Annotated in this window: 11 protein-coding genes; 3 read left to right on the top strand and 8 right to left on the bottom strand. The window is 64.0% G+C overall.

Features of this window, described 5'->3' with window-relative positions:
- Positions 1-325: 325 nt before the first annotated feature.
- Positions 326-1,303 (top strand): NAD(P)H-dependent flavin oxidoreductase, encoded by a 978-nt coding sequence (locus RMET_RS01130; protein WP_008641770.1) that lies wholly within the window; start codon positions 326-328, stop codon positions 1,301-1,303.
- A gap of 40 nt (positions 1,304-1,343) precedes the next feature.
- Positions 1,344-1,796: a YbaN family protein gene (locus RMET_RS01125; RefSeq protein ID WP_011515125.1), complete on the top strand. Its 453-nt coding sequence runs from the start codon at positions 1,344-1,346 to the stop codon at positions 1,794-1,796.
- Positions 1,797-1,846: 50 nt separating this feature from the next.
- Here RMET_RS01125 and RMET_RS01120 read toward each other — a convergent pair whose 3' ends face one another.
- From RMET_RS01120 to RMET_RS01090, 7 genes are all read right to left on the bottom strand, one after another.
- Entirely contained in the window at positions 1,847-3,109 is a 1,263-nt protein-coding gene (locus tag RMET_RS01120; RefSeq protein WP_011515124.1) for a phenylacetate--CoA ligase family protein, read from the bottom strand.
- A 14-nt stretch (positions 3,110-3,123) separates the two neighbouring features.
- Positions 3,124-3,939: an ABC transporter ATP-binding protein gene (locus RMET_RS01115; RefSeq protein ID WP_008641776.1), complete on the bottom strand. Its 816-nt coding sequence runs from the start codon at positions 3,937-3,939 to the stop codon at positions 3,124-3,126.
- A gap of 62 nt (positions 3,940-4,001) precedes the next feature.
- Positions 4,002-5,339 (bottom strand): ABC transporter substrate-binding protein, encoded by a 1,338-nt coding sequence (locus tag RMET_RS01110; protein WP_011515123.1) that lies wholly within the window; start codon positions 5,337-5,339, stop codon positions 4,002-4,004.
- A gap of 64 nt (positions 5,340-5,403) precedes the next feature.
- Positions 5,404-6,480, bottom strand: a complete 1,077-nt coding sequence (locus RMET_RS01105; protein WP_011515122.1) for a branched-chain amino acid ABC transporter permease — start codon at positions 6,478-6,480, stop codon at positions 5,404-5,406.
- Between the two features lie 12 nt (positions 6,481-6,492).
- Complete coding sequence (locus RMET_RS01100) at positions 6,493-7,407, bottom strand: branched-chain amino acid ABC transporter permease (RefSeq protein ID WP_011515121.1); 915 nt, start codon at positions 7,405-7,407, stop codon at positions 6,493-6,495.
- A 40-nt stretch (positions 7,408-7,447) separates the two neighbouring features.
- Positions 7,448-8,389 carry an ABC transporter ATP-binding protein gene (locus RMET_RS01095; protein ID WP_011515120.1) on the bottom strand — a complete coding sequence of 314 codons (942 nt, stop codon included), beginning with the start codon at positions 8,387-8,389 and terminating at the stop codon, positions 7,448-7,450.
- Between the two features lie 16 nt (positions 8,390-8,405).
- Positions 8,406-10,370, bottom strand: coding sequence for an AMP-binding protein (locus tag RMET_RS01090; protein WP_011515119.1), 1,965 nt, complete (start codon positions 10,368-10,370; stop codon positions 8,406-8,408).
- 256 nt (positions 10,371-10,626) lie between these two features.
- Here RMET_RS01090 and RMET_RS01085 point away from each other — a divergent pair, with 256 nt between their 5' ends.
- Positions 10,627-11,304, top strand: a complete 678-nt coding sequence (locus tag RMET_RS01085; RefSeq protein WP_024569295.1) for a Crp/Fnr family transcriptional regulator — start codon at positions 10,627-10,629, stop codon at positions 11,302-11,304.
- Positions 11,305-11,411: 107 nt separating this feature from the next.
- Here the strand turns inward: RMET_RS01085 and RMET_RS01080 are convergent, their stop codons facing one another.
- The gene (locus RMET_RS01080; RefSeq protein ID WP_011515117.1) at positions 11,412-12,266 is read right to left on the bottom strand and encodes a 3-hydroxybutyryl-CoA dehydrogenase; all 855 of its coding nucleotides are present in this window, start codon (positions 12,264-12,266) and stop codon (positions 11,412-11,414) included.
- Between the last annotated feature and the right edge of the window lie 16 nt (positions 12,267-12,282).

Genomic DNA, 12,282 nt, shown 5'->3' with positions numbered 1-12,282 from the left:
TTGCGGTCACAAACAGCTACTAAGATTCGTCTCACGGTAAGGCATTGGCAGGTGTCTGACCGTCTCTTCTTATCAGTCTTCGTGGTAATCGCCCCGCTAACCCAGCGGGGCCTTTTTTTTGGCTCTGCGCTAACTCGCGCCTCGTCGTAGCCTTCAGCAAGCAGGCAAGGTCTTCGCCCCCCGACCGCCCAGGGGACGATCGGCAGGATTCCGATTCCAGACACCAAGGCAAGCGCATAGACTGCGCCCTCTAGCCCGGCGCCACGCTACCCGAAACTCCCTATAATCGAACGATCGTTCCATAACACGGATGTGAGGAGACTTCATGCCTGCCGCCAAGCTTATTCCGCCAGTGCTGCAAAACCTGGCCCTGCCCGTTATCGCGTCGCCAATGTTCATCGTCAGCTATCCGGAACTGGTGCTGGCGCAGTGCAAGGCCGGCATCGTCGGCTCGTTCCCCGCGCTAAACGCGCGCCCCGCCGAACTGCTCGATGAATGGCTGACCCAGATCCAAGCGGAACTGGCCAACTTCAAGGCGGCGAATCCCGGCAAGCCGGTGGGCCCGATCGCGGTCAACCAGATCGTGCACGCCTCCAACGCGCGCCTCGAGCATGACGTGAAGGTCTGCGTCGAACACAAGGTGCCGATCTTCATCACGTCGCTGCGCGCGCCGCCCAAGGAAATGATCGACGCCGTGCACAGCTACGGCGGCATCGTGCTGCACGACGTCATCAACATTCGCCACGCTGAAAAAGCGATCGAGGCCGGCGTTGACGGCCTGATCCTGGTGGCGGCCGGTGCAGGCGGCCATGCCGGCACGCTATCGCCGTTCGCGCTGGTGGGCGAAGTGCGCAAGTTCTTCGACGGCCCGATCGCGCTGTCCGGCTCCATCGCCACCGGTGAAGCCGTGCTGGCCGCGCAGGCCATGGGCGCGGATTTCGCCTACGTGGGCACACGCTTCATCGCATCGCAAGAGGCGCACGCAGCGCTCGAGTACAAGCAGTCGATCACCAGTTCGGCCGCGTCGGACATCATCTACACGAACCTGTTCACGGGTGTGCACGGCAACTACATCCGCGAGAGCATCGTCAATTCGGGGCTCGATCCGGAGAACCTGCCCGTGGCCGACAAGAGCAAGATGGACTTCTCCAGCGGCAGTTCGAAGGCCAAGGCATGGAAGGACATCTGGGGCGCCGGTCAGGGCGTGGGCCAGATCGAAGACATCCCCACCGCCGGTGAGATCGTGGCACGCATGAAGAGCGAGTACGACGCCGCGCGTGCCCGCCTGGGGCTGGTAGCATAAGGGCGTTTCCGCCCTTGGCGCGCTAGCCGCATTTCTCCAGTTGCAACCAGACGACCCCGAACGCCAGACCACGCTAACGCACCGCGAACGCGCCATTCGAGCGTTCTGGGTCACTTGCGGCACCCTGAGCCTCGCGCTCGGGGTCATCGGCATCTTCCTGCCAGTCCTCCCCACCACGCCATTCGTCCTGCTGGCGGCCGCGTGCTTTGCGCGTGGCTCGGAGCGCTTTCATCGCTGGCTGCTCGCGCATCACCGCTTCGGTCCGCTCGTGCACGACTGGCAGACCCACCGCAGCATCCCGTTTCGGGCCAAATGCCTGGCGTTGTCGATGATGTGGCCTTCGATGATCATCACGGCATGGCTGATGCGCGAACGGCCTGTGGCGTCGATCACGCTGATCGCGATCGCGCTGGGGACCACCGTGTGGATGGTGCGCCTGCCCACGCGGCCTCGCGGTGGCCATGTGCGGAGCAGCAACGCGCAGCCGGAATGATCCAGCGTGCGGATCAGGCGGCCGCGCGGGTCGGCACACGTCAGTCGTAGTCAGTCGTAACTACGCGCATCCTCGATCACCTTGCCATCCTGCGGCAGCGATCCTGCCGGCACGAAGCGGACTTCGCCCCGCAGCCGCAGGACTTCACGCATGGATTCGCGGATGGCCGCCGCCAGCGCCTCGTCTTCGCGCGTGACGTCGCAATGGAGCGTCATCACATCGGCCCCAACTGTGCCTGTCACGATCAGCCGCGCCGCGCGAATCTCCGCATGACGCCGAACGACATCGCCCACCTGCCCCGGGTGGACGAACATCCCCTTGACCTTGGTGGCCTGGTCCGCGCGCCCGAGCCATCCCTTGAGCCGGATATTGGTCCGGCCACACGGGCTTGCCCGATGCGATGAATCGGCCACGATCGCCGACAGGTCGCCCGTGCCAAAGCGGATCAACGGGTAATCGCTATTGCCAAGTACCGTTACCACGACCTCGCCGACTTCGCCTTCCGGCATCGGCTCCGTGCCGCCCGGCTCGACGATCTCGACCAGCACGCCCTCGTCGACCACCCAGCCATCGCCGCCTGCGGTCTCATAGGCGATCAGGCCGAGATCGGCAGTGCCATACATCTGCCGTGCGGTGATGCCGTGGTCCTGCAGCCAGGCACGCAGCGCGGGCGGACAGGCCTCGCCACTGACCAGCGCCTTGGAAATGCTGGAGCACGCCATGCCCATCTCCTCGCCCCGCTCGATCAGCAGCTTCAGGAACGACGGCGTGCCCGCGTAGGCGGAAGGCTGCAGGTTGGCCAGCGCCTGCACTTGTGACTCAGTCTGCCCGACGCCGGCCGGAAACACGCAGCATCCAAGCCGGTGCGCACCCGACTCCATCATCATGCCGGCCGGCGTGAAGTGGTACGAGAACGTGTTGTAGACCAGATCGCCCTCACGGAAGCCGGCGGCGAACATGGCGCGCGCCGTGCGCCACCAGTCTGGTCCATGACCGTCGGGCTCGTGGATCGGGCCCGGCGACTGGAACACATGCCGCAGATCGCGCAGCGGGGTCGCGTTCAGGCCGCCTAACGGCGGCGCGATACGCTGCTGCATGGTCATTTCGGACTTGCGTGTGACCGGCAGCGTCGCCAGCGCGGCACGCGACGTGATGTCGCGCGCGTCGATGTCGCAGAGTATCTCCGCGAAGTAAGCCGCGTGCGACTGCGCATGGGCAATCTGCCGCACCAGGGCGGCAAACAGCGCCGCCTCGCGCTCGGCCGGATTGCGTGTCTCGAGGGCATCGAAATATTCAACAGGATCAGCAGCCATGGTCTGTCTTGTGTTCACGCCAGCCAGCGCTTGCGGCGGCGGTAGCTCTTCACATCGCGGAACGACTTGCGCGCGGCACCATCCGCATCGTTGGCGGCCACGCCCAGGTAGAACTCCTTGACGTCCTCGTTGGTGCGCAGCGATTCCGCATCGCCATCCATCACCACGCGGCCGTTTTCGAGGATGTAACCGTAGTCGGCATGGCGCAGCGCCACCATCGTGTTCTGCTCGGCCAGCAGAAAGCTGACGCGCTCGCGGGTATTCAGGTCACGCACGATCTCGAAGATCTCCTCGACGATCTGCGGCGCCAGGCCCATCGACGGCTCGTCGAGCAGGATCATCGCCGGCTTGGCCATCATGGCCCGCCCGATCGCGCACATCTGCTGCTCGCCGCCGGACGTATAGCCTGCCTGCGATTTGCGGCGCGTCTTCAGGCGCGGAAAGTACGCGTAGATCTTCTCAAGTTCATCGCGTGTCTGGCCGCGCGACAGCCCGCGGGTATAGGCGCCCGTCAGCAGGTTTTCCTCGATCGTCAGGTGCGCGAAGCAGTGGCGCCCCTCCATGACCTGGATCACGCCGCGCTTGACCAGATCGTTTGGCGTGAGCTGGTCCACGCGCTGCCCGCGATATTCGATCGAGCCCTTGGTGACATCGCCACGCTCCGCATGCAGCAGATTCGAGATCGCCTTGAGCGTGGTGGTCTTGCCCGCGCCATTGGCGCCCAGCAACGCCACGATGCGACCCTCAGGCACTTCGAGCGACACGCCCTTGAGCACGAGGATCACGTGGTCGTAGATGACTTCGATGTTGTTGACGGATAGAAGGGTCATGTCCGCATCCCAGATCGTTTTGCTCCCCGCCCCCACGAGTGGGAGCGGGGGAAAGGCAACGCCTACGACTTCATGCAAGCCGGCGTGATGCCCTTTTCCTTCGCGTACTGCGCCGCCGTGGCCTTGAACAGCGGGTGGATCAGGCTCTTGTTACCCTCGATCCAGTCGGACACCACCACCCACTTGGCGCCGTCCCACTGCTGGATCTTCACCTTGCCGGAGCCCTCGTGGTTGTCGCAGCTCGTCTTGATCTCCGGCAGCAGGCCGGTGGCGCCAACCTGCTGCAACCGCGCGCTGGTCAGGTTCAGGTTCTCGAAGGCCCAGCGCATTTCGTCGCCGCTCATCACCTTGCCCTTGCCGAACTTCGCCTGCGCCCCGCGGATGGCTTCGACGGTCACCACGGCCGCCGACACGCCGCGGTTATAGAGCACCGAGCCGACCTTGTTGCGATCCTGCATGTTGCCCTTGCCGGCGCCGTAGACCACCTTCTCGATGTCAGCAATCAGCGGCACGTTCTTGCCAGCCACGTTCCAGGTGGCGCTCATGTAGCCCTTGGCGGCCTCGCCGGCCGGTACCGTGTCCTCCTCGGACCCGGCCCACCACGACCCGATCATCTTGTCGCGCGAGTAGCCGACCTTCTGCGCAGCCTTCAGCGCGGTCTGGTTCATCACGCCCCAGCCCCAGAAGATCACGTAGTCAGGATTCTCCTGGCGGATCTTGAGCCACTGCGCACCCTGCTCGTTGCCCGGGTGCGCCACGGGAATCTCGACCAGGTTGAACTTGCCGAGTTTGGCTTCGGCCTCGAGCGCGACGATCGGCTCCTTGCCGTAGGCCGAATCGTGATACAGGTAGACGATCTTCTTGCCGGCCAGCGATCCGCCGTTCTTCGACGCCAGGAACTTGACGATGGCCGATACCTGCATCTGGTACGTCGTCACCAGCGGAAACGCGTACGGGAAGACCGAGCCATCCACTGCATCGGTACGTCCGTAGCCCATCATCACCAGCGGCACCTTGTCGGCGGCGGTCTTGTCGACCAGCGCGTACGAGATACCCGTGGACATTGTGTGATAGGCGGTGCCCTTGCTCGCGCTGCTCTTGGCCTTCAAGCGCTCGTAGCACTCCACGCCCTTGGCGTTGTTGTACTCGGTCTCGCACTCTTCCCAGCCCAGCTTGACGCCGTTGACGCCACCTTCCTTGAGATTGACGTAGTTCAGGTAGTCCACGAAGCCGCCATAGAACGACTGGCCGTTGGCGCCGTACGGGCCAACACGGTAGCTCGGCAGCGCGACGAACTGATCATTGGTTTGCGCCAGCGCCGGCAATGCCGGTACCAGCATGGCAGCCGCGACGCTGACCACAAGGGCGGCGCGCTGCACGTTGCGAAACACGGTTGTCATCACAGTCTCCTTCACCTCGATCGGGCGTTGTTATGGGAACGACATGAAATACGGGCACACGGGACTAGTGCGGGAATGGCCACAAGCGCAGCTTCTCCTTGGCGATCTGCCAGAGGCGAGCCAGGCCATGCGGCTCGACGATCAGGAAGAAGATGATCAACCCGCCGAACACCATGAGCTGGATATGCGACACCGTGGCGTTCGTGAACGGCAGGTGCAGCGACGACGCCAGCGCGGGCAGCACGTTGTCGAGAAATATCGGCAGCAGCAGGATGAATGCGGCGCCCAGGAACGAGCCCAGGATGCTGCCCACGCCGCCGATGATGATCATGAACAGGATGCGGAACGACAGATCGAGCGAGAAGCCATCTGGCTCCACCGAGCCCAGATAGCAGAACGCATACAGCGCGCCAGCCACGCCGCAATAGAAGGAGCTGACTGCGAACGCCAGCAGCTTGGTGCGCATCAGCGGGATGCCGATCACCTCGGCCGCCACGTCCATGTCGCGCACCGCCATCCACGCGCGGCCCGTGGCCGAGCGCACCAGGTTCTTGGCGATCAGCGCCAGCACGGTGACGATGCCCAGCACAAACAGATACTTCTTCACCGGGGTGTCGATCGCCACGCCAAACAGGTCGAGCCGCTGCGCCGTGATCACGCCCGAGGAACTGTTGTTCGACAACCAGGGAAACTTGGTCAGCGCCCACACCACGAAGAACTGCGCGGCCAGCGTGGCCACCGCCAGGTAGAAGCCCTTGATGCGCAGCGACGGCAGCCCGAACGCCACACCCACCACCGCCGCCGACGCGCCGGCCAGGATGAACGTCAGCAGCACCGGAATGCCTTCGATCCGAAGCTGGAAGTTGTAGGCCGCGTACGCGCCCACCGCCATGAATGCGGCCGTGCCGAGCGAGAGCTGGCCAGCGTAGCCGGTGAGAATGTTGAGTCCAAGCGCCGCCAGCGAGAAGATCAGGAACGGCGTCAGGATGGCGCTGAGCCAGTATTCGGTGCCGACGAACGGAATCGCCACGAACGCCACCGCCATCAGCAGGGCAAAGAAGATGCGGTCCTGCCGGATCGGGAAAATCTGGCTGTCGGCAACGTAGCTGGTCTTGAACTGTCCGGATTCGCGATAAAGCATGTCGGCTCTCCGTCAGACGCGGTCGATGTGCTTCTCGCCGAACAGCCCCTCTGGCCGTACGAGCAGAAACAGCAACGCGAACACATACGGGAACCAGCCTTCGATCCCCCCGAAATTGCCGCCGAACACCGACTGGAACACCGGCGGGATGTAGATCTCGGCCAGCTTCTCCGATGCGCCGATGATCAGCCCGCCGACGATCGCGCCGGGCACCGACGTGAAGCCGCCGAGAATCAGCACCGGCAGCGCCTTGAGCGCCGTCAGCGTCAGCGCGAACTGCACGCCATTGCGCGAGCCCCACAACATGCCGGCCACCAGCGCCACGAATCCGGCCACGCCCCAGACGATGGCCCAGATGTTCTGCAGCGGAATCCCGAGCGAAAGCGCGGCCTGATGGTCGTCCGCCACCGCGCGCAGCGCGCGGCCGACCTTGGTGTACTGGAAGAACAGCGCCAGCCCCGCCACCAGTACTGCCGCGATCAGCGCGGCGGCCAGGTCGAACTTCGACACGACGATGTTGAAGCGCGTCAGGATCGATTCAATCGGCTCGTCAACGATGCCGAGCTGGATCGGGCGCACCTCGTTGCCGAAAAGCAGCGGCCCCAGCCCCTCCAGGAAGAACGACAGCCCGATCGTGGCCATGAACAGCGTGATTGGCGGCTGGTTGACCAGCTTGCGCAGCACGAAGCGCTCGGTGCTCATGCCGACGATGATCATGACGATGAACGCGCCGATCACGGCGGCCCACATCGGCAGCCCCTTGTCCATCAACCCGACCACGGCAAGCGCGGCGAAGTAGACCATCGCGCCCTGCGCGAAGTTGAACACGCCTGACGCCTTGTAGATCAGCACGAAGCCCAGTGCCACGAGCGAGTACATCAGTCCTGACAGCAAGCCGCCGATCAGGATTTCGAAGAAGAAACTCATCGCCGCTATCCTCTCAATGCTCTCTATGACCCCGGGGCGCTCAGTGCGCCGTGCCGAGGTATGCGCGAATCACGTCCGGGTTCGACTTGACCTCATCGGGCGTGCCATCGCCGATCTTCTTGCCGTAGTCGAGTACCACCACGCGGTCGGAGATATCCATCACCACGCCCATGTCGTGCTCGATCAGCACGATGGTGGTGCCGAACTGATGGTTCACGTCCAGGATGAAACGGCACATGTCCTGCTTCTCTTCCACGTTCATGCCCGCCATCGGTTCATCGAGCAACAGCATCGACGGTTCCGCAGCCAGCGCGCGCGCCAGTTCCACGCGCTTCTGCAGGCCGTAAGGCAGCCTGCCGACCGGTGTCTTGCGGATCGCCTGGATCTCGAGGAAGTCGATCACCTCCTCGACCTTGCGGCGATGACGCATCTCTTCGGCGCGGGCCGGCCCCCACCAGAGCGCGTGGGCGAACACGCCCGTGCGGAACTGCGTGTTGCGGCCGGTCATGATGTTGTCCAGCACGGTCATGCCCTTGAACAGCGCGATGTTCTGGAACGTCCGTGCGATGCCCTGGCGCGCAGCAGCCGTGGGATGCATCTGGCGACGCTCCTGGCCTCGAAACACGATGCGGCCCTGCTGCGGGTGATAGACGCCGTTGATCACATTCAGCATCGAACTCTTGCCCGCGCCGTTCGGGCCGATGATTGCGCGGATCTCGTGCTCGCAGACGTCGAACGAGATATCGGTCAGCGCCTTCACGCCGCCGAACGACAGCGAGATGTTCTGCAGATCGAGAATCACGTCGCCGCGCGTGCGAACGTGGGACGTCGACTCTGGCTCACGCGCACTGCCGGGGCGCGGGCTGTCGCCGTGCGTGCCCTCCACGTGCCCGGCCGGGGCAATCGCGCCCGGCGGCACCAACGTGCCTGTGGCGTCCACGCGGGCCATGCCGCCTTGCCACGCTGTCTGGGTGACCGTCATGCCATACCCTCCGTGCTCACGCCGCGCGCGCGCCGCCTACGGGCGGGAAGCGCTTCACATCCACCAGCTTCAGCGTGGCCGACACGCTGCCCTCGCGCCCATCCTCGAACTTCACGCGCGTCTCGATGAACTGCTCGGGCTTGCCCGCATAGAGCGCCTCGACCAGCACGCCGTACTTCTCCGCGATGAAGCCGCGCCGCACCTTGCGCGTGCGCGTGAGTTCGTCGTCGTCCGGATCGAGTTCCTTATGCAGGATCAGGAAGCGTGCGATCTGCGACCCAGCCAGCATCGCATCGGCGGCCAGATCGGCGTTCACCTGCTCGACGCATTCGGCGATCATCGCGATCACGTCGGGCTGGGCAGCCAGGTCGACGTAGCCCGCATAGGGCAAATGGCGGCGCTCGGCCCAGTTGCCCACGGCGTCGAAGTCGATATTGATAAACGCGCAGACGCGGTCGCGGTCGGTACCGAAGGCCACCGCTTCCTTGATGTACGGGAAGAACTTGAGCTTGTTCTCGATGTACTTGGGCGCGAACATCGAGCCATCGGCCAGCTTGCCCACGTCCTTGGCCCGGTCGATGATCTTGAGGTGCCCGTCGGCATCGATCACGCCGGCGTCGCCGGTCAGGAAGTAGCCTTCGTCGTTGATCGCCTCGCGTGTGGCGTCGTCGCGCTTGTAGTAGTTCTTGAGCAGCCCCACGCCGCGCACCAGCACTTCGCCGTTTTCGGCGATGCGGATTTCCATGCCTGGGGCGGCCGGTCCCACCGTATCGAACTTGACCTGGCCGTCCGGCTGCAGGCAGACGTAAGCGCAGGTTTCGGTCTGGCCGTAGAACTGCTTCAGGTTAATGCCGATCGAGCGATAGAAGCGGAACAGGTCCGGGCCGATCGCCTCGCCCGCCGTGTAGCCCACGCGGATGCGGCTCATGCCAAGCACGTTGCGCAGCGGGCCGTAGATTAGCGCTTCACCCAGCGCATAGCGCAGCCGATCCAGCGTCGCTACCGGCCGCTTGTCGAGGATGTCCGCGCCGCAACGGCGCGCCACGTTCATCGCCCATTGAAAGAGGCGGCGCTTGATCCAGCCCGCGTCCTCCATGCGAATCATGACTTGCGTCAACAATCCTTCATAGATGCGCGGCGGCGCGAAGTAGTAGGTCGGGCCGATCTCGCGCAGATCTGTCATCACGGTCTCGCGGGACTCCGGGCAGTTCACGGTGAAGCCTGCCACCAGCGCCTGCGCGTACGAGAACAGGTTGTCGCCTACCCAGGCCATCGGCAGGTACGACAGCACGTCGTCATCGGCACCAAGGCCATCGAACTTGCAGCCGTTACGGGCCGAGCCAATCAGGCCCGCATGCGAGTGGCACACGCCCTTCGGTTTGCCAGTGGTGCCGGATGTATAGAGGATGATGGCCGTGTCTTCCGGCGCGCCGGCCTGCACTGCCGCGTCAAAGAATCCGGGGTTCGCGCGGTCGAACTCGCGGCCGATCTCCTGCACGCGTTCGTACGAAAGCAGCGACGGATGATCGTAGTCGCGCAATCCGCGTGGGTCTTCGTAGATCAGGTGGCGTACCGCGCGGCCACGCGCGGCGAGCTGCGATTCCACTTCGAGCAGCTTGTCGACCTGTTCCTGGTCCTCGACGATCGCGAACTCGATCTCCGCATCGTCGAGCACGTAGATCATCTCGTTGGCGATCGCGTCCTGGTACAGCGGCACCGGAATGCCGCCCAGCGCCTGGGCGGCGGTCATGGCCCAGTAAAGACGCGGACGGTTGTCACCGACCACGGCCAGGTTCATGCCGCGCCGGAAGCCCAGCGCCGCGAGCCCACAGGCAAGGGCCCTAACCTCGTTCGCGGTCTGCGACCAGCCATATGTCTGCCAGATACCGAGATCCTTCTCGCGATAGGCCGGATGATCGGGCCGCTGCGTGGCGTGCGCCAGCAGGCATCGCGGGAAGGTCGTTGCCGACGATTCCTGCATCGCTGTCTCCTCTCCACCATCGGACGCAGGGTTGGTTCCCTACGGGCCACGCCGGGTATCAAGCCCCCAGACCGGTCGTTATACTGGGCACGTCACATGCGGCGCTGCCGCACTGCATCATGCCTGCCTTGCCTGTTTGTGCAATCGCACCTGGATGTGCTGGCAAAGGCCGGTTCCGCGTGATCGTAAGATAGCCGATGCCATCCCCCGGGGTTGTCACGCCGATGACAATTCCGGGTTAATCCCTACGATTGAGATGACCGCCACCAACAACGACTTCATCGACCGATGCGCCTGGGCCACCAACCTGAGCCCCGAACAACGCGCGCGTGTCAAACGCGTGACTACGGTGCGCGAGTACACCCAGGGCGAGTATGTCTGCCACAAGGGCGAGATGGCCGAGCACTGGCTCGGCGTCGTGGAAGGCGTGGTCAAGATCACAACTGTCTCGCCGTCGGGCAAGTCGGTCACGTTCACGGGCGTGCCCACGGGCGGATGGTTTGGCGAAGGCGCGGTGCTCAAGCACGAGATCCGCAAGTACGACGTCATGGCGCTGCGCCGATCACGTATCGCCTTCATTCCCATCGAGACTTTTCAGTGGTTGCTGGATACCAGCCTGCCGTTCACGCGATTTCTGCTGATGCAGCTCAATGACCGGCTTGGCCAGTTCATCGCGGCGGTCGAATACGAACGGCTGCTCGACATCGATTCACGCGTGGCACGCGCCGTGTCGTCGCTGTTCAATGAGAGCCTCTATCCCGGCATTGGCACCACGCTCGAAATCTCGCAGGAGGAGATCGGACTGCTCGCAGGCATCTCGCGTCAGCGCGCGAACCAGGCCCTCAAGGTGCTGGAACAACAGGGGCTGGTGCGTGTGGATTATGGTGTGATCGAAGCACTCGATCTGGAGGGACTGCGGCAGTATGGGGAATGACGATCAGCCAGCGCTGCGCAGCCATTTCCGGTAGGCCTTTCGCCACCTTCGGCCCCTCCTCGCCGTGGCGGAAGGGGCCGGATCAGCGCGCAACGCGCGCGTGAGACTTACTTGCTGTACACGTACACGCCACGGCCCGTCTTGCGGCCCAGATAGCCTGCGGCCACCATTTCGCGCATCAGCATGGCCGGACGGTACTTCGGATCGGCGAACTCGGTGTAGAGCACTTCCATGACGGCAAGCATCGTGTCCAGACCGATCATGTCGGCCAGCGCCAGCGGACCGATCGGATGATTGCAGCCGAGCTTCATGCCTTCGTCGATTTCCTCGGGCGAGGCCAGGCCTTCACCGAGCACGCAGAACGCTTCGTTGATCATCGGGCAGAGAATGCGGTTGACCACGAAACCCGGGCTGTTCTTGACCGTGATCGGGTACTTGCCCAGACGCTTGGCGAGGTCCTCGACGTCGGCGTGCGCGGCATCGCTGGTCTGCAGGCCACGAATCAGTTCGACCAACGCCATCATCGGCACCGGGTTGAAGAAGTGCATGCCGATAAAGCGGTCCGCGCGCGACGTTACAGCGGCCAGCTTGGTGATCGAGATCGACGAGGTGTTCGATGCAACGATCACGTCGGGGCCGACGATGCCATCGATCTGCTTCAGGATCTTGACCTTCAGGTCGAAGTTTTCGGTGGCCGCCTCGATCACGATGTCGGCGCGCTTCAGATCGTCGTACGACGTGCTGCCGTGGATACGTGCCAGCGCCGCGGCCTTGTCCGCCTCGGTGGCCTTTTCCTTCTTGATCAGACGGTCGAGGCTGCCGGCCACGGTGGCGATGCCCTTCTGGACGGCGGCGTCGCTGATGTCGATCATCACCACGTCGATGCCGACCACCGCGCAGGCCTGCGCAATGCCGTTACCCATCGTGCCGGCACCAACGATGCCCACTGTCTTGATTGCCATGTCTGTCTTCCTTCCT

Origin of the sequence: Cupriavidus metallidurans CH34 (assembly GCF_000196015.1) — a bacterium.
GTDB classification, from domain to species: Bacteria; Pseudomonadota; Gammaproteobacteria; order Burkholderiales; family Burkholderiaceae; genus Cupriavidus; species Cupriavidus metallidurans.
Note: the sequence above shows the minus strand (reverse complement) of the source record. Positions and strands in the feature narration are given on the sequence as shown.